Annotated in this window: 16 protein-coding genes; 8 read left to right on the top strand and 8 right to left on the bottom strand. The window is 46.6% G+C overall.

The genetic code is table 11. The features are described from left to right. Positions 1 to 57 precede the first annotated feature (57 nt). A complete protein-coding gene (gene xthA, locus DYA43_RS08880; protein ID WP_020327766.1) occupies positions 58 to 867 on the bottom strand; it encodes an exodeoxyribonuclease III in 810 nt (269 codons plus the stop codon). A gap of 203 nt (positions 868 to 1,070) precedes the next feature. Here xthA and DYA43_RS08875 point away from each other — a divergent pair, with 203 nt between their 5' ends. Beyond that, the gene (locus DYA43_RS08875) at positions 1,071 to 3,188 is read left to right on the top strand and encodes a methyl-accepting chemotaxis protein (RefSeq protein WP_061056666.1); all 2,118 of its coding nucleotides are present in this window, start codon (positions 1,071 to 1,073) and stop codon (positions 3,186 to 3,188) included. A 16-nt stretch (positions 3,189 to 3,204) separates the two neighbouring features. Here the strand turns inward: DYA43_RS08875 and rsmS are convergent, their stop codons facing one another. From rsmS to dinG, 3 genes are read right to left on the bottom strand one after another with little or no spacing between them, the layout of a single operon-like run. After that, positions 3,205 to 3,372, bottom strand: coding sequence for a pleiotropic regulatory protein RsmS (rsmS, locus tag DYA43_RS08870; RefSeq protein ID WP_020430064.1), 168 nt, complete (start codon positions 3,370 to 3,372; stop codon positions 3,205 to 3,207). Further along, the gene (priC, locus tag DYA43_RS08865) at positions 3,373 to 3,921 is read right to left on the bottom strand and encodes a primosomal replication protein PriC (RefSeq protein WP_061056665.1); all 549 of its coding nucleotides are present in this window, start codon (positions 3,919 to 3,921) and stop codon (positions 3,373 to 3,375) included. Positions 3,922 to 3,958: 37 nt separating this feature from the next. Continuing rightward, entirely contained in the window at positions 3,959 to 6,034 is a 2,076-nt protein-coding gene (gene dinG / locus DYA43_RS08860) for an ATP-dependent DNA helicase DinG (protein ID WP_061056664.1), read from the bottom strand. Positions 6,035 to 6,453: 419 nt separating this feature from the next. Here dinG and DYA43_RS08855 point away from each other — a divergent pair, with 419 nt between their 5' ends. Then, on the top strand, positions 6,454 to 7,488 hold the full coding sequence (locus DYA43_RS08855; RefSeq protein ID WP_081094774.1) for a porin: 1,035 nt from the start codon (positions 6,454 to 6,456) through the stop codon (positions 7,486 to 7,488). Between the two features lie 65 nt (positions 7,489 to 7,553). Next, positions 7,554 to 8,261, top strand: coding sequence for a DUF2057 family protein (locus tag DYA43_RS08850; protein WP_123946165.1), 708 nt, complete (start codon positions 7,554 to 7,556; stop codon positions 8,259 to 8,261). 56 nt (positions 8,262 to 8,317) lie between these two features. On the opposite strand, the gene DYA43_RS08845 is transcribed toward DYA43_RS08850, so the two are convergent. The 4 genes from DYA43_RS08845 to DYA43_RS08830 form a co-directional block, all read right to left on the bottom strand. After that, positions 8,318 to 8,785 (bottom strand): YchJ family metal-binding protein, encoded by a 468-nt coding sequence (locus DYA43_RS08845; RefSeq protein WP_081094773.1) that lies wholly within the window; start codon positions 8,783 to 8,785, stop codon positions 8,318 to 8,320. 81 nt (positions 8,786 to 8,866) lie between these two features. Next, the gene (locus DYA43_RS08840) at positions 8,867 to 10,081 is read right to left on the bottom strand and encodes an EAL and HDOD domain-containing protein (RefSeq protein ID WP_020327758.1); all 1,215 of its coding nucleotides are present in this window, start codon (positions 10,079 to 10,081) and stop codon (positions 8,867 to 8,869) included. Between the two features lie 98 nt (positions 10,082 to 10,179). Further along, positions 10,180 to 10,911, bottom strand: a complete 732-nt coding sequence (lpxH, locus tag DYA43_RS08835; RefSeq protein WP_061056660.1) for a UDP-2,3-diacylglucosamine diphosphatase — start codon at positions 10,909 to 10,911, stop codon at positions 10,180 to 10,182. Between the two features lie 44 nt (positions 10,912 to 10,955). After that, positions 10,956 to 11,450 (bottom strand): peptidylprolyl isomerase, encoded by a 495-nt coding sequence (locus DYA43_RS08830; protein WP_020327756.1) that lies wholly within the window; start codon positions 11,448 to 11,450, stop codon positions 10,956 to 10,958. A 146-nt stretch (positions 11,451 to 11,596) separates the two neighbouring features. Between DYA43_RS08830 and cysS the strand changes: the two genes are divergently transcribed. From cysS to cydA, 5 genes are all read left to right on the top strand, one after another. After that, positions 11,597 to 12,979: a cysteine--tRNA ligase gene (gene cysS, locus DYA43_RS08825; protein ID WP_024374576.1), complete on the top strand. Its 1,383-nt coding sequence runs from the start codon at positions 11,597 to 11,599 to the stop codon at positions 12,977 to 12,979. A gap of 105 nt (positions 12,980 to 13,084) precedes the next feature. Further along, positions 13,085 to 13,606 (top strand): crossover junction endodeoxyribonuclease RuvC, encoded by a 522-nt coding sequence (gene ruvC / locus DYA43_RS08820; protein WP_024374575.1) that lies wholly within the window; start codon positions 13,085 to 13,087, stop codon positions 13,604 to 13,606. 114 nt (positions 13,607 to 13,720) lie between these two features. Beyond that, positions 13,721 to 14,338, top strand: a complete 618-nt coding sequence (gene ruvA / locus DYA43_RS08815) for a Holliday junction branch migration protein RuvA (protein ID WP_020327753.1) — start codon at positions 13,721 to 13,723, stop codon at positions 14,336 to 14,338. Between the two features lie 142 nt (positions 14,339 to 14,480). Continuing rightward, positions 14,481 to 15,485 (top strand): Holliday junction branch migration DNA helicase RuvB, encoded by a 1,005-nt coding sequence (ruvB, locus tag DYA43_RS08810; protein WP_020327752.1) that lies wholly within the window; start codon positions 14,481 to 14,483, stop codon positions 15,483 to 15,485. 460 nt (positions 15,486 to 15,945) lie between these two features. Continuing rightward, on the top strand, positions 15,946 to 17,532 hold the full coding sequence (cydA, locus tag DYA43_RS08805; protein WP_020327751.1) for a cytochrome ubiquinol oxidase subunit I: 1,587 nt from the start codon (positions 15,946 to 15,948) through the stop codon (positions 17,530 to 17,532). Positions 17,533 to 17,541: the final 9 nt, after the last annotated feature.

Genomic DNA, 17,541 nt, shown 5'->3' with positions numbered 1-17,541 from the left:
ACTAAAAAAGCCCCGTACAACGGGGCTTTTTTGTCTGCAAATCAGTTGGGTAAAGGATTACGCCGAGAATACTGACCAGATCGGCGCATGATCAGACGGCTTATCGATGCCGCGCAGCTCGTAATCGATCCCCGCTTCCACACATTTTGCTGCCAGCGATGGTGTCGCCAGAATCACGTCGATACGCAGCCCCCGGTTGTCGTCGAAGCCTTTCGAGCGGTAATCAAACCACGAAAATTGATCGTCAACGGTTGGGTGCAACTTGCGGAACGTATCTTCAAAACCCCAATCCAGCAGCGTTTTCAGCCATTCACGCTCTTCTGGTTGGAAAGAACACTTACCCGTTTTCAGCCAGCGTTGGCGATTAGGTTCACCGATACCGATGTCGAGATCAATCGGACTGATATTGATATCACCCATGACGATCAACTGCTCATCCTGACTGTGATATTCGTTGAGGTAACCCATCAGATCTTTATAGAACTGGCGCTTGTAGGGGAATTTGGTCTCATGGCTCACGTTGTCGCCCTGAGGGAAGTAGCCGTTCATGACGGTGACTTTCTCACCTTGTTCATTAAGGAAGGTCGCCATGATCATGCGCTTTTGATGGTCATCATTGTCGGAAGGAAAACCTTTGCGAACTTCTAATGGTTCGTGCTTGCACAGCATCGCCACGCCGTAGTGTGCTTTCTGGCCGTGGAAGTAAACTTTATAACCCATCGCCTCTACGTCTTCGAGCGGAAAGGCCTCATCGTGAACTTTGATTTCCTGCAAGCCAATTACATCAGGCTGATGCTTATCAATGACGGCTTGGAGTTGGTGAAGTCGAGCGCGCAAGCCATTGATATTAAAACTAATAATTTTCATGGTTTGTCCTTTATTATGATCTTAGCGATTGATGTTACCAGCTTCGAATGCGAGTACAAGACGAAAAAACTCTGCAATACTGTCTTAGTCAGAAAGTTGTAAAATCGATGTAAACTTTCGGTTGATAAATCGATAGATTGTGGTCTAATTTCAGGCTTCCTTGTTCATTTAAAGGGCAAATGGCGCAAGCATAAGGATGTTGTATGCGAACACTATCAGTTCAGTGGAAAATTACGCTAATGGCAGGTATCTGTCTGCTCGTAACGTCACTTTCTCTTATTGGCTTCTCGGTTTATAACGCAGTCAATAATCAAAAAATTATCAAACAGCAGAGCGCAGATTCGGTAATCAGCAAGTCTCAGCAACTGCTGCAAACTCGTGCTCAATTAAACGCAACCGAAATCGCCGAGTTTCTCAACGAAGCCACCTACCGTGCCGAAATGCTGGCCTCCAATGCGCTGTTTCTGAAAACCAACGCCGAAGAGAACTTTGGTGCGAGCGAAGAACTTCGTACTTCTTTAGATGAGATGGTGCGAAAGTCTGTACTTAATTTTCCGACCATCGATGGCGCTTACTTGGTTTTTAAGCCAAACATGCTGGATAACGAGGATGGCAACTACATCAATGCCGATTATGTTGGCTCTAATGACTCCGGACGTTTTGCACCGTACTGGATGACGACGCCCAATGGTGAGAATGTCATTGCCAATGTGTTGAGCGAAAAGGCGTTAGCCGCATCAGAAGATGGAGAACGTTTCTCTTGTCCGCTTACCAGCGGGGATACCTGTGTATCGACTCCTCGCTTAATCGAACAGGAAAATGGCGGCGTTTTGGCGGCATCCATCTCTGTTCCGATTAAAATTGATGATGCGCCAGTCGGCTTCTACGGCATCGATTTAAAACTGAATCCGCTACTGAAAATCGCTCAGGATTCTGACCGCAGCTTGTTTGGCGGAAGCGGTAAAGTTTTTATCATCAGTCTGGATGGTACGCTAATCGCCAGCGATGACACGTCATTGCCTATTGGTCAGAAATTCTCGGGCTCGACACTCAGTGGTGAGCAAGTGACTGACTTATTGTTCGGCGATGCAGTAAAAACTCAATGGACACAAGATGGCCGCTGGCTAACGGTGTTTGCACCAATTCATGTCGCTAACCAAACCTGGGGCGTCATTTTTGAAATGCCGCGCAGCAGTGTGCTTGCCGATGCGAATGAGTTGGATCAAGTGATCTCAAGCCAGGTGGCCAGTGGCGTCAAAACAGAGTTGGCGGCAGGTGCCGTGTTCGTTATGTTGGGGTTATTGATTATTGCGCTGACAGCTTCCCGAATCGTTAAACCGATCCGGGCTGTGGTTGTGCGCCTGAAAGACATTGCGTCCGGAGAAGGGGACTTAACACAACGTCTTACGGTTTCATCTCAAGATGAGGTCGGCCAGTTGGCGCTGGGTTTCAACCAGTTCTTAGATAAATTGCAGGCGATCATTCGCCAGGTCGTTGATGCCACTCACTCGGTCGCTGCAACCTCAGAGCAATCTAAAGTCGCCGCTGCGCAAACGCGCTTGAGCAGCGAGTCGCAGTTCAAAGAAGTCGATTTGGTTGCGACAGCGTCTGAGGAAATGACGCAAACGGCGAGCTTGGTGGTTCACAACGCAGAAAACGCGGTGAAAGCAGCAGAGCAGGCTAATCATTCAGCTCAGCTCGGCCAGAACGTCATTGAAGCATCAGAAGCAGAAATGCGTAAACTGGTACAGAAAATGAGTGAAGCCGTTCCTGTGGTAGAAGAACTGGCGCAGAACAATGCCAATATCACGGAAATACTGGAAGTCATCGAAGGGATCTCGGAGCAGACTAACTTACTGGCTCTTAACGCAGCGATAGAAGCTGCCCGCGCTGGTGAGCAAGGTCGCGGTTTTGCGGTGGTGGCGGATGAGGTCAGAAATCTTGCCAGTCGCACGCAGGATTCGGTGGGTGAAATTCGTTTGGTGATAGAGAAAGTGCAAAAAGGAACTCGTGATGTGGTGGCGGCCATTCAGGATGGCAACCAATTGGCTAATGGCACCGCGCACCAAGTTCAGAATGCGGTCACAGAATTGAGTCAGGTATTTGAAGCGATCGCTTCCATCAACGATATGAACTCACAAATTGTGAAAGCCGCTGAAGAGCAGCAGACGGTTTCTGCTGAAGTTAACCAGAGTGTGGCTAACATCCGCGATCTCAGCGCACAAATTCTCGAGCAAGCAGGCGAGTCGGAGACGGTCGGAGCTCAAATCAGTGAATTGAGCCAAAGGCAGCAACAACTGGTTTCTCAGTTTAAGGTATGAAGATAAAAAAGAGCGCTCAGGCGCTCTTTTCTTTTAGCTTGTTCAAAAGGTCACCTTTGACGATTTCCAGCGCGGCTAATGCGACATGAGGATCCACCTCATTGCTTTCGAGCAGATAAATCAGATCGACCGCGAGTTTGATCTCGTCTGATGCGTCGTTTAAAGGAACAGATGATTGACTCATTTATTGGTGTTTCTCTCTGTAGGTTATTTGTTTCTCGATTTTCGCTTTGGCTTCCTGACAGCGCTTGAGACGCTGCTCGACGGTAAGTAACGCTTGTTGAGCTGCTAGCTTCTGAAATACCGAGGCCTGCTCTAACGCATATTGTTTGTCGCGCACCATTTCCATGAGGCGCCGTTCCCAATCCTGATGCTGCGCTAAGTCCTGATACAGGTCGCTGATGGGTTTACGATAGTAGCTGCTGTGCTTGGGTTCACTTTTACGTATGGATTGTGTCGAGAGTTCACGCTGAATCGCCGCAACCTGTGCCAGTAGTCGCTCTGTTAAGTACTCGGCCCGTTGCGAAGTGAGCTTGCCAGCTTGCTGCTCTCGGAGAATCGCACTCAGGGTGCTTTCGGCCTCTTGAACGCAAGGAGTCAGCAGTTTGCCATGGCAATGAAACAGCACGGCATCAAAAAGTGGATGATGATGTTCGCCGCGGACGCGGTCTATCTGCGCTGCACTGCGTTTCAAATCATCCAACAGAGTCGTCAATCTTGCAAAATCACTCATAATCTCACCGCTGGGTAGGCTTAGCTTGTCTTAAACATCAATACTCAATCGTCCTTTTGAACGGTGGTAGCGAATCAAGCAGCGCTTTACCGTAACGTTTTGAGACTACACGTCGATCAAGGATCACGACTCTACCACAATCTCGTTCCTTTCTCAGTAGACGGCCCGCAGACTGAATTAGTTTCTTGCTCGCTTCAGGTACCGTAATTTGCAAAAAAGGATTGCCACCACGATGCTGGATATATTCTGCATGCGCTTGTTCCACCGGGGAAGTGGGGACCGCAAACGGTATTTTGGTAATGATGAGGTTTTCCAGCAGCTCACCCGGTAGGTCCAAACCCTCAGAAAAGCTGCCAGTACCGAATAACACACTCGTTTTCCCACATTGAACAAGTGTTTTATGTTTATTTAGAATTTCTTTTCTGGATTTTTCACCTTGAACCTGCAGGGCCCAACCTTTTTTTATAAAAAGTTTAGCCACTTTTTCAGCGACTTCCTTCATTTGCCAGTAGGAAGCAAACAAAACCAGATTCGCCTTACCGTCTTGAATGTATTCTTCGACCTTATTCGCAAGATGATCTGTGTATTCAGGTGCTTGAGGCTCGTATTGCATTTTAGGGATCAGCAACTCTGCTTGATTTTGATAATCAAATGGTGACGCGAGCGCAAGGAATTGGACACCGTCTTCCGCTTTTTCGCTGATGCCTGCCTGACGACAGAAAAAATTAAATGAGTTAAGGGCTCGCATGGTTGCTGAGACCAATATTGCGCCGACACAGCGACTCCAAATTTGTTGGTCAAGTTGCCAACCAATCTCCAATGGAGAGACGTTAACTACGTAGTCGCCTTCGCGTTCTGGGCTGATTTCCAGCCAACGAGCAAGAGGCGCGCCTTTTTCCCGCTTAGGTTCAGCCATCAGGTGCCACACCTGAGCCAGATTTTCCAGTCGCTGAATGAAGAAGCCCAGTTCGGCAAGTGCTGGCTCAGCGAGACGAGGCGCCAACTCACCATCTTTAACCCTCTCAGCAATCAGATCAGCAATCTTTGCAACGGCCTGATTGGCCTTTTGGCTTTGACGTTTGAGATCTTTGGCTTCTTCCTCTAGCCAGCTTGGTAAATCGCCATGCTCAAAACGATAGCGCTTGTCTTCAAAAGCACTGGCATCAAACTGTTTGGGGAGTTGGCTCAAGCTCGGTATCAGCGCTTGTATTGCATCTTGCGCTTCATTTCGAAAGCGGGAGACACGTTTCTCGTCGGCCAGATTTGCGAGCTTAGATAAAGATTGATTGAGTTTTTCTAACCAAGCTGCTGCGCCTTTCATTGTCGCGGCTGCTGAAGCATGTTCCCGTGCTACATGCGGTAAATGGTGAGCTTCATCAAACACATAAATCGTATTTTCTGGCTCCGGCAAGATAATGCCTCCGCCGAGATCTGCATCAGCCATAACCAGACTGTGATTGGCAATGATCACGTCGGCTTTATCCAGCTCTGAACGGGCTTTTTGGAAAGGACATTGACGATGTGCGGCAAAACTTCCGTTGCAACTGTGCTTATCGCTCACAATGCTATTCCAAACGGTATCGGATATCGGCTCTGGCCAAGAATCACGATCGCCGTCCCATTTGCCTTGCGATAACTCGGTATAGAGCAGCTGGAGCTGTTCGATGTCTTTGTCTGCTGGCTTAGATTCAAACATTGCCATCTGACCCCCATCGGTGCCAGAGGCCGCCGCCAGTTTCTCGGTACAGCAATAGCGCTGACGCCCTTTAGCCAGAATAAAAGTAAATTTTTGATCGGTGATACGGCGGTAAAGAGGCAGGTCTTTGTGCACCAACTGTTCCTGTAGTGCCACGGTAGCCGTAGAGATGACGATTTTCCTGTTATTAGTCACAGCAACCGGAATCGTGGCCATCAAATAGGAAAGGGATTTACCGATGCCCGTGCCAGCTTCAGCAACAAGCATGCGTGTAGACTTGTGATAACTGCCACAAAGTGTCTTTGCAATTTCCGCAACAAGGTAATTCTGAGCTCGGCGAGGCACAAAATTGTCGAGCTGATTTTGGAGGTTTTGGTAGCTGTTGCGTATCGATTGTTGAATTTTGGTAGTAAGCATAATGTGACCTGCGTATCGGGTCCCGGATGTTAGCACAGTTTGCTAAGCGATACGTAGTTCACGAAATCGTATGCTTTTAGAACAAATCTAGATCTCGTTCACAAAAAAAAACTGAACCTTCATACACTTAAATTAATTTTGAATTATGAAAAATATAAAGCTCCGCAAAGGTGATTTTTACTATATTTTATTCTGATAGTGCTTTGTTTTTTATATTTATCAGAAATAAAAATCTATTATGTTAAAAAATTTAACATTTACCTATTCTTAGTTTTTTGATTAGAACTTCGCCGAAGCATTATGAAATTTATATGTAAAATATTGATTTTGTTTAATTTGTTCTTATTTTAGGAATATTTTTTTTCACATTTGACACGCAGCATAATCTTTTGCAATCTAAACCTCGAATTTAGTGGGCGATGGCAACCAACCGCAGAGTTGGGAAACCATCATCTAAAAAACAAAAGGGAATCGAAACGGACTTCCCAATTAAGAAAAGGCAGTGGATTAATATGAAAAAGACGCTATTAGCTCTAGCTGTTATCTCAGCAGCAAGCTCTGTAAACGCAGCAGAAGTATTTAAAACAGACGACGCATCTGTTGACTTCTATGGTCAACTACGTGAATACGTCGAGTTTTCAGATGTTGACGGTTCAGATGACGCTAAAATTAATAAAAGCTCATCTCGTTGGGGTGTGAAAGTTAACTACCAAGTGAATGACGATTTTGCTGTGCTGGGTAAAGCAGAAGTGTATGTTGAAGACTCGGGTCTTCGTCAACACTACATCGGTTTCGCTTCTGAATCGTTCGGCACAGTAACTGTTGGTCAACAACTACCGTTCTACGATGATATCTACGGTGCTATCTACCCATACCAATACGATATGGCTCCTTATGCGAACGGCTTTAACGATAACTTCTGGCAATCTAGTGCGATTGCTTACCAATTGTCGCGTGACGCTTTCTGGGTAAAAGCAATGTACAACCTACCAGAAAACGATTCTAACCCAGAGATGGGTGAAGCGTACGTAGGTACGTCATTCGGTGACCTGTCTGTGCACGTTGGTGGTGCATTCATGGATGATAAAGTTGGTACAAACGACGCTGAATCTACTTATGCAGAAGCAACGGCAGAGTACGCTATCGGTTCTGGTGTTATCGGTTTTACTTACGCTTACAACAAGCTGGACGACAAAGCTAATTCTGCAAACGATGAAAAATCAAACGGCTTCCACTTAGGTGCAAAATTTGAAGTTGCTGATAAAACGTCTGTATATGGACAGTACCAATATCTAGATTTCGATAAAAACGTAGATGAAACTCAGAACGTTGTTCTAGGTGTAGAATACATTTTTGCTTCTTGGGCTCGTTCTTACGTAGAATATAACTTCCACAAAGAAGACAGCGCAGAAGATGCTAACAACCTAGCACTGGGTGCTCGTATTTACTGGTAATTCAACTAGTTACTGTTAGTATAAAAAGCCCAGCATTGCTGGGCTTTTTAATAGGAGATAATAAAGTGACGATTTCTTCTTTAAGAAATATAAGTACTACATTTGCTGTGAGTTTGATGTTGTCAGCAGGGACTCATGCTGCTGTTGAAGTCAGTGTGCCAGAAGAAATTAACTTGCACGTTGTCAATCTGGAGAGACCAAATCTTCAAGGAAGTGTGTTTAGCTCAAGCCGCACTCTTGAGTTACCAAATGGTTTAAATCAAATTGCTTTTCGCTATTCATACAACTTTGTGAATCGTGATACCGCTGAACGTGTAAGTAGCAAACTGATTGTGATGAAGTTTGAAGCATCGGATCAAACGCTGAGTTTTACGCTTCCTAAATACCGCGATGCCAAAGAGGCGGAACGAGAAATCGACAACTTTCAATGGCACTTAGTTGATACTGATACGCAGAAAGAGATTGATGCGATTACGGATTCGATCACTGTTTCAGGTTTTGTACTCGGACAAAACTTCAACGAAGAAGTAGAAGGTTATAACAAAAAAGGCGGGAAAGCTGCAATCGGGTTGACTTACGTTACGATAGCTAACCCTTCTACAACGCCAGAAACTAGTCAGATGCAGAGCTCGTCAGCTGCCGTAACATCACAGATTGTAGATAAAAAACTGGCAGAACAGGGTAGTCTCGTGGGGTCGTTGCAATCACTGTATCTTCAAGCATCTAAAGAAGAACGCAAAGCCTTCCAGAAATGGATGATTGATCAAGAATAATGTTGCGAACTTTTGAAGAACCAAAAATATTTTTTGGTTCTTCTGATATCGGAGCCTTAAACACAACACTTTTTAGATTTTTTGCCGCTGCCGCACGGGCAAGGATCATTTCTTCCTACTTTCAGGGAAACACTTTGTTGCGGAAATTCGCCATCAATGTAGTACCACAAACCATTTTCACGTAAAAAACGTGAACGCTCTTCCAAGCAAAATTCTTGATGTTGGTCCAATAGATACGCTTTGAAGTGCACATAGCCTTCATCGTCATGGGCACCAGATGCAGTACTGACCACTTCAAGTCTTTGCCATTCGCTTTGCACCGATTCTGCAATCGCTTCGCGTTCAGATTCTGCGTTGCATGATGGGTGGTAAGTTTTGATGACAAAATCCACCAATCCGAGTACATGGGCACTATAGCGTGAACGCATCAGCTGTTCTGGAGTGTGGACTTGTTTATGATCCTGATGAATAGGTTGGCAGCAGTCGGTATAGGTCCTACCGCTACCACAATAACACGCAGTCATGGGTTACTCTCTGAAACTTGGTTGAAACGCGCACAGTCTATGAGCTTAGCCGCAGAGTGTCGAGCACGAGAACGGAATTACTTAACTATTGAGATTCAGTAAATCTGCGGTCCAGCTAACAGCTTCATCGTAGCAACTACTGAGGACTTCATCACTGATAGCCAGTTTTGTTGCAAAGACAGAGACTTTATCCCAGTCCGCCTGCTCATACGCTTTTGTCAGGGCAAGGATATCGCCGAGAGTGCCACTTTCTGCTACCAGAGCTTGCTTTACACTCTCTTCGACGGGCATCTCATTGATGATGGATTCCAAAGACTGATCAAGCAAGCTGTCGAGTAATGAAAACATGCCCGTCAGAAACGCGTTCCCCATATCTCGATTTTCACTCAGGCGCGAGTACACCAGTTCACAGTAGCGCGCGCGTTGAATGGATAAGCCATAGAGATAATCCGGCTTGTCGCTGTGTGTAGAGGCGATCGCGACCAGCGAAACAAACTTACGCAGACGCTCTTCGCCCAGATACACCAAAGCTTGTTTAAAGGACTGAATTTTAGAGCTGACAACGGCAGATGAGTTCACAAATGTCAGGAGTTTGTATGACAAGGTGACGTCTTTCGCGATCAAGGCTTCCAGCTCTTTGTAATCTATTTCGTCTTTGGCAATCTCTTTACACAGTTGAACTACGGTTAAGAACGCAGGCTCCAATGCTTTGCGTTGAATCAGTTCTGGCTTACTAAAGAAATAGCCTTGGAAATAGCGAAAGCCGGCGGCTTTTGCCTGTTCAAACTCTTCATAGGTCTCGACTTTCTCAGCAAGAAAGATGATTTTTGAGCCTTTCAATTTGTTAATGAATAGGCGGGCTTTTTCAATCGGTACGATGCGAATATCAAACTTGATGATAGAAACATAAGGCAGAAATGCTTTCCACTCCGGACTCGGTACGAAGTCATCCAGCGCAATTTTGTACCCCATGTGTGACATCTTGCGTACAGCTTCTAGCAACTCTCCCGTAGGCTCACAATCTTCCAGAACTTCGACAACCAAACTATTGGTTGGAAATAGCGTCGGAATCATATTTATCAGGCTCTGATACGGGAAATTCACAAACCCCAGATGATTACCAAGCGTGTTGTAATGAGTAGAAAGAAAGTGATCGGACAACAAGCGACTGGTCGCAAGATCCGGGTCGATTTCAGGAAAGGTATTTTTGGGCCCATCTCTGAACAGGAGTTCATAACCGACGGTTTTTCGGTCACTGTCCAGAATGGGTTGTCGTGCAATGTAAGAGTACGTCAAGGCTGAATCTTATTGTTGTTGTATTGCGATTAATATCAATACTAGAGTTCATTGCTTGGCATCATCTCAAAAGATCAGGCCGTTGTTTGCGATTCAAATCATAATTGCGATTCAAAACGACGATTTTCTAATGAATAACCGTTGTTAGAATAGACCAATACTGAGCCTTGGGTATACCAGTCACCCAGAACAATGCGTGTTTTTTGAGAACCATCATTAACCTGATGAATGGCAGGACGATGAGTATGACCGTGAATCATCAGATCTACGCCATATTTATCCATAACATGCACCACTTCGTCTGGCGTGACATCCATGATTTCCATCGCCTTTTGGCTTTTGTCAGAGCGAATATCGGTTTGAATTTTGGCAACAATTCGTTTTTTAATGAAGTAGGGCAGACGGTTAAAAATCCACTGTAACCAAGGTTGATGGACTTTTTCGCGGAATGCCAGATATCGTACGTCTTCCGTGCAAAGCGTATCGCCGTGCAGAATCACAGCTGAAGTCCCGTATAAATCAACCACGGCTTCTTCATCCAGCAAGGTGACGCCAGTTTCTTTGGCAAAACGGCGGCCAATCAGAAAATCGCGGTTGCCGTGAATAAAGTAGCAAGGCACACCGTTAGACGTCAGGTGTTTAAATTCTTGCTTTATCTGTTCAGCAAATGACGTGGGATCGTCGTCGCCAATCCAGAAATCAAACAGATCACCCAACACATACAGAGCGTCCGCTTTGATGGCTTCGCTGCGCATAAACTGAGTAAAACAGTGAGTGATGTCGGGGCGATTGGGAGTCAGGTGGAGATCTGAAATAAATAATGTATGCATAAGTTCAGGAACAAGGAACGCGCCTAGCGCACTCCTTTGATCGATTATTCTTCGATAGTCGTGCCAGTGATCACCACTTCATCCAGCGGTACATCCTGGTGCATGCCGTAAGATCCAGTGCTTACGCCTTTAATCTTGTTCACGATGTCCATGCCTTCGACAACCTCACCGAATACACAGTAGCCCCAACCATCACGGCTTTCTGAACGGAAGTCTAGGAACGTGTTGTTGTTTACGTTGATGAAGAATTGTGAACTTGCTGAATGCGGTTCCATGGTACGAGCCATCGCGATGGTGCCCACTTTGTTGCTCAGGCCATTGTTTGCTTCGTTACGGATCGGTGAACGGGTTGCTTTTTCACGCAGACCAGAGGTCATGCCGCCGCCTTGGATCATGAAGCCATCGATAACACGGTGAAACAGAGTGTTGTCGTAAAAACCGTCACGGCAGTACTGCAGAAAGTTTGCGCTGGTTTCTGGCGCTTTTTCTTCGTTCAGCTGAATTTTAATGTCACCAAAATTTGTGTGAAGGGTGATCATGTGCATTACCTTTGCTTTGTTTTGTATGAATACCGAATTTTAGCCTAACTTTTTGTTCATTCAAAACATCAAATGGATGACCTAGCGATAACAGAGTTGTTATACTGTGCCACTATTTTGGTTTTAACGGTAATTAGATAGAGATCATGTTGAAGATTTATAACTCGCTCACAAGACAGAAAGAGGAATTCAAACCCATTACTGCTGGTAAAGTTGGCATGTATGTCTGTGGAGTCACAATATACGATCTCTGTCATATCGGTCACGGCCGCACTTTTGTGTCGTTTGATGTCGTGGCCCGTTACCTGCGCTACCTTGGCTACGATTTGACCTTCGTACGCAACATTACTGATATCGATGACAAAATCATTAAACGTGCGGCGGAGAATCAGGAATCTTGCGAATCTTTGACTGAACGTCTGATTCAAGAGATGTACGCTGATTTTGATGCGCTGAACATCAAACGTCCGGACGTTGAGCCACGCGCAACAGCCTACATTCAGGAAATCATTGATTTGGTTCAGCGCCTGATTGATCGTGGTTTTGCTTATGTTGCAGACAACGGCGACGTGATGTTTGAAGTGAACAAGTTCGACGATTACGGCAAGCTGTCGAAGCAGGACTTGGATCAACTGCAAGCGGGTGCTCGTGTTGATATCGACATGGCGAAACGTAGTCCTCTAGATTTCGTGCTGTGGAAAATGTCCAAGCCCGGTGAGCCGACTTGGGAATCACCTTGGGGACCGGGTCGTCCTGGTTGGCACATTGAATGTTCTGCAATGAATTCTTCGATTCTGGGTAACCATTTTGATATTCATGGTGGCGGTTCAGATCTGCAGTTCCCACACCATGAAAATGAAATCGCTCAGTCTTGCTGCGCGCACGATACGCAGTACGTGAACACGTGGATGCACAGCGGTATGGTGATGGTCGACAAAGAGAAGATGTCGAAGTCTCTGGGTAACTTCTTCACTATTCGCGATGTGTTGAATCACTACGATGCGGAAACCGTGCGTTACTTCCTGATGTCTGGTCACTACCGCAGCCAGTTAAACTACAGTGAAGAGAACCTTAATCAGGCTCGTGCTTCTCTGGAGCGTCTCTACACGGCATTGCGCGGTCTGGATATGACCGTTCCTGCGGCGGGTGGTGAAGAGTATCTCACTCGTTTCACGACGGCGATGAATGACGACTTCAATACGCCAGAAGCTTATTCTGTTCTGTTTGATATGGCGCGTGAAGTGAACCGTCTGAAAACGGAAGACGCCGATAAAGCAAGCTCTCTTGGCGCGTTGATGCGTGAACTGGCAGATGTGATTGGTATCTTGTATCAAGATCCTGAAGCGTTCCTGAAAGGCGACGCCGGCAATGATGATGAAGTCGCAGAAATTGAAGCGCTGATCAAACTGCGTAACGATTCTCGCGCTTCCAAAGATTGGGCAAATGCTGATATGGCTCGCGACAAGCTCAACGAGATGGGTATCGTGCTGGAAGACGGCCCAAGCGGTACGACATGGCGTCGCAAATAACGATTGTGTAAAGTGGGCGGCGTCGCCCACTTTCTTTTTGTACGCCATTTTAGCAAGCACCTGCGTTATCGCTGTCGATAGCGATATCAGAAATTAGGATCACTCATGTCTATTATTCTGGGCATTGACCCGGGCTCTCGTATTACTGGTTACGGCGTTATTCGTCAGCAAGGTCGTCACCTTCAGTATTTGGGGAGTGGTTGTATCCGCACCTCCGAGAAAGAGCTGCCGCTGCGTTTGAAACAAATTTATGCTGGTGTGAGTGAAATCATCACGCAGTTTCAACCGGATGTGTTCGCCATTGAGCAAGTTTTTATGGCGAAAAACGCCGACTCTGCACTCAAACTTGGGCAGGCGAGGGGCAGTGCAATTGTTGCCGCAGTGAATGCCGATCTGCCAGTATTTGAGTACGCGGCGCGTTTGATCAAGCAGGCTGTGGTGGGCACTGGTGGGGCAGATAAAACTCAAGTGCAACACATGGTGCAGCAAATGTTGAAGTTGCCAGCCAAACCGCAGGCCGATGCGGCTGATGCGCTTGGGGTGGCTATCTGTCACGCCAACACTAACAAGACCCTGATCGCGCTCGCTGGTCATGCAACCAGCGCCAGACGCGGCCGCTACCGTTAGATCCAATCTCGGGAGGCGTTGTGCCTCCTGCATTGCCTATCTTTTACTGGCTATCCATCCAGTTATTGATTATCATCTTGGTCATTCTCATCTCATCAAAACCAAGGATTCCCAGTGATTGGACGTCTTCGCGGCACACTGATTGAAAAGCAACCTCCACAAGTTCTGATTGAAGTCGGCGGTATCGGCTATGAAGTACAAATGCCGATGAGCTGTTTTTATGAACTCGCCAATATCGGTGAAGAAGCCATTATCTATACACACTTTGTCGTACGTGAAGATGCGCAGTTGCTTTATGGTTTCAATACCGTGAACGAACGTGCGTTGTTCCGTGAAGTGATTAAAGCCAATGGTGTTGGGCCTAAAATGGGTCTGGCGATCCTTTCAGGTATGACAGCCAGCCAGTTTGTCGCTTGCGTGGAACGAGAAGACATTTCAACCTTGGTAAAATTGCCTGGCGTAGGTAAAAAAACCGCTGAACGTTTAGTTGTGGAAATGAAAGACCGCTTGAAAGGCTGGGGGGCTGGTGATTTATTTACGCCTGCAACCGATGCGGCGCCACTTGACTCGATTGCCGCCATTCAAGATCAGAATGCTGAAGAGGAAGCGGTGAGTGCGTTGTTGGCCTTGGGTTACAAACCCGCTCAAGCATCGAAAGCCGTATCTCAGGTCGCTCAGCCGGATATGAGCAGTGAACAACTGATTCGCGAAGCGCTCAAATCTATGGTTTAAACTAAACAGGCGGCTTAAGTTAGCCGTTTGTTTTTTCTCCAGCAGAGTGACGACAACACGTCACAATCCCGAGTATCTCTTTTGGTGTGAATATCTGGGTCAACGACGTTGAAGACCTCTGCAAACGAACAGGAATTGTTGAATGATTGAAGCTGATCGCCTTATTGCTCCGACCAACCCTTCATTTAAAGATGAAGAGGTGATCGATCGTGCGATTCGCCCTAAAAAGCTGGCCGATTACCGAGGTCAGGATCACGTGCGTGATCAAATGGAAATCTTTATTCAGGCCGCACAAAAGCGTAGCGAAGCGCTCGACCATTTATTGATTTTCGGTCCACCGGGTTTGGGGAAAACAACGTTGGCCAATATTGTAGCCAACGAGATGGAAGTGAATATTCGTACCACTTCTGGTCCCGTGTTGGAAAAAGCGGGTGATCTGGCTGCGCTGCTGACCAATCTGGAAGAGAACGATGTCCTGTTCATCGACGAAATTCACCGCCTCAGTCCGATGGTTGAGGAAGTGCTCTATCCAGCGATGGAAGACTATCAGTTAGACATCATGATTGGAGAGGGGCCAGCAGCGCGTTCCATTAAAATCGACTTACCTCCGTTTACGTTGATTGGTGCGACAACCCGCGCAGGTTCGCTAACCTCGCCACTGCGTGACCGTTTCGGTATCGTTCAGCGTCTTGAATATTACAAAGTGGCGGACCTTCAACATATCGTGCAGCGCAGTGCTGACTGTCTTGGGCTCTCTATGGATGCTGAAGGTGCGCTGGAAGTGGCGCGCAGAGCCCGAGGTACGCCACGTATTGCCAACCGTCTGCTGCGCCGTGTCCGCGATTATGCGGAAGTCAAAGGCAATGGGCACATCTGTGCTGACATCGCGGATAAAGCGCTCAACATGCTCGATGTGGACCATCAGGGATTTGACTACATGGACCGTAAGCTGCTGCTGGCGATTATGGAGAAATTCAGTGGTGGCCCGGTAGGGCTGGATAACCTGGCGGCCGCGATTGGTGAAGAAAAAGATACGATTGAAGATGTATTAGAACCATTTCTTATTCAACAAGGTTATCTGCAACGTACCCCTCGTGGGCGAATTGCCACCGATCGAGCGTATCTGCACTTCGGTTTAGAAAAATAACGTTACAATTAATTTTCCCCTCAAGTAAAAAAGTTGATTTGTGGATCAATGTCACACTTTTTGAAATTCCCTTACTGCTTAAGGGTTAGCTAATTTCGATGAATTGTTAACCCTTTGTTCTCGTTTTTCCGTATCTAATTGTGTTTTTTACTTAATGCTAACAAGAAAATTTATCTTTCCTTGATCTGTATCATTTTGTAGTTTTTTTATACAGTTTTGGGGAGCAAAATTTGATGTAAATCAAGGCGGTTTTCTCCCATAAACCTTTTGAAACAACTGGTTTTTGGCAGTAGTATTAGTTCCAGCTATATTAGCTGATGCTTAACAATTAACTAACCACAATGGTACATAATTGCAACAAGTTACTGCGGTAAACTAACAACTTCTCGTTGTTGTTAACCTGTCTTTTTTCTGTTGCTTTATGTCGAAAGTGTCATTCAGCCGACACAAAGGAGTTACCATGATTGACGTAGTTGATCTGTCGCGATTGCAGTTCGCAATGACAGCGATGTATCACTTCTTGTTCGTTCCATTGACTCTGGGCATGGCGTTCTTGCTTGCCATCATGGAGTCTCTGTATGTAATGACTGATAAGCAAATCTACAAGGACATGACTAAGTTCTGGGGTAAGCTTTTCGGTATTAACTTTGCTCTTGGTGTGGCAACCGGCCTGACCATGGAGTTCCAGTTCGGTACCAACTGGTCATATTATTCACATTACGTAGGCGACATTTTTGGCGCCCCTCTTGCCATCGAAGCACTTGTGGCCTTCTTTTTGGAATCCACCTTTGTCGGTTTGTTCTTCTTTGGTTGGGACCGACTGTCAAAACGTCAACACTTAGCCGTTACCTGGCTGGTGGCTCTGGGTTCTAACTTCTCTGCTTTGTGGATCCTGATCGCGAACGGCTGGATGCAGAACCCGGTTGGTGCAGACTTCAACTTCGAAACCATGCGTATGGAAATGGTGAGCTTTGCAGAAGTCGTCTTCAACCCGGTTGCTCAGGTTAAATTCGTACACACTGTGGCAGCAGGCTACACAACAGGTGCTATGTTCATCCTAGGCATCAGCGCATACTACCTGTTGAAAGGCCGCGACATTGCGTTTGCACGTCGTTCTTTTGCTATTGCCGCCTCTTTCGGTATGGCAGCAGTACTGTCTGTCATCGTACTGGGTGATGAATCAGGTTACGAAGTCGGTGAAGTTCAGAAAGTGAAACTGGCCGCTATCGAAGCTGAGTGGCACACTGAGCCAGCACCAGCAGCCTTTACTTTGTTTGGTTTACCTAACCAGGAAACCATGCACACCGATTACGCGATCAAGATCCCTTACCTAATGGGTATCATTGCAACGCGTTCTATCGACACACCCGTCACTGGTTTGCGCGACCTGCGTGAAGAACACGTTGAACGTATCCGTAACGGTATGTACGCCTATGAGCTGCTGGAAAAACTGCGTTCGGGTGACAAATCTGCTGAGAACGTTGCAGCGTTTGATGAAGTGAAAAGCGATCTGGGTTACGGCCTGTTGCTGAAGCGCTACACCGATAAAGTGACGGATGCGACTGAAGAGCAAATTCAGGCAGCAGCGGACGATTCAATTCCGACTGTATGGCCACTGTTCTGGTCGTTCCGTATCATGGTGGCGTGTGGCTTTGTGATGCTATTCGTATTTGGCGCGGCATTCGTTCAGACTTGTCGTCAGAAGATCGAACAGAAACGATGGATTCTGAAAGCGGCGTTGTTCAGTATTCCACTTCCATGGATTGCGGTTGAAACCGGTTGGTTTGTTGCCGAGTTTGGTCGCCAACCATGGGCGGTGGGTGAAATCCTGCCAGTTCATACTGCGGCATCCGCGCTAAGCGCAGCTGAAATCTGGACATCACTGTTCGCCATTCTTGCACTGTACACAGCATTCCTGATTGCCGAAGTGTATCTAATGGTTAAATTCGCTCGCAAAGGTCCAAGCAGCCTGAAAACTGGCCGCTATCACTTCGAGCAGAACGGCAACACTGTTGAAGACAGAGTTAGTCGTCAGGTCGAAGCATAAGGCAGGGAG

Origin of the sequence: Vibrio fluvialis, from assembly GCF_900460245.1 — a bacterium.
GTDB classification, from domain to species: domain Bacteria; phylum Pseudomonadota; class Gammaproteobacteria; order Enterobacterales; family Vibrionaceae; genus Vibrio; species Vibrio fluvialis.
Note: the sequence above shows the minus strand (reverse complement) of the source record. Positions and strands in the feature narration are given on the sequence as shown.

Bases quoted from the DNA above. Each gene is read 5' to 3' on its own strand.
- DYA43_RS08875 (WP_061056666.1), top strand. From the start codon at position 1,071: ATGCGAACACTATCAGTTCAGTGGAAAATTACGCTAATGGCAGGTATC.
- DYA43_RS08855 (WP_081094774.1), top strand. From the start codon at position 6,454: ATGGCAACCAACCGCAGAGTTGGGAAACCATCATCTAAAAAACAAAAG.
- DYA43_RS08845 (WP_081094773.1), bottom strand. From the start codon at position 8,785: ATGACTGCGTGTTATTGTGGTAGCGGTAGGACCTATACCGACTGCTGC.
- DYA43_RS08830 (WP_020327756.1), bottom strand. From the start codon at position 11,450: ATGATCACCCTTCACACAAATTTTGGTGACATTAAAATTCAGCTGAAC.
- xthA (WP_020327766.1), bottom strand. From the start codon at position 867: ATGAAAATTATTAGTTTTAATATCAATGGCTTGCGCGCTCGACTTCAC.
- cydA (WP_020327751.1), top strand. From the start codon at position 15,946: ATGATTGACGTAGTTGATCTGTCGCGATTGCAGTTCGCAATGACAGCG.
- lpxH (WP_061056660.1), bottom strand. From the start codon at position 10,911: ATGCATACATTATTTATTTCAGATCTCCACCTGACTCCCAATCGCCCC.
- cysS (WP_024374576.1), top strand. From the start codon at position 11,597: ATGTTGAAGATTTATAACTCGCTCACAAGACAGAAAGAGGAATTCAAA.
- rsmS (WP_020430064.1), bottom strand. From the start codon at position 3,372: ATGAGTCAATCATCTGTTCCTTTAAACGACGCATCAGACGAGATCAAA.
- dinG (WP_061056664.1), bottom strand. From the start codon at position 6,034: ATGCTTACTACCAAAATTCAACAATCGATACGCAACAGCTACCAAAAC.
- ruvC (WP_024374575.1), top strand. From the start codon at position 13,085: ATGTCTATTATTCTGGGCATTGACCCGGGCTCTCGTATTACTGGTTAC.
- priC (WP_061056665.1), bottom strand. From the start codon at position 3,921: ATGAGTGATTTTGCAAGATTGACGACTCTGTTGGATGATTTGAAACGC.
- ruvB (WP_020327752.1), top strand. From the start codon at position 14,481: ATGATTGAAGCTGATCGCCTTATTGCTCCGACCAACCCTTCATTTAAA.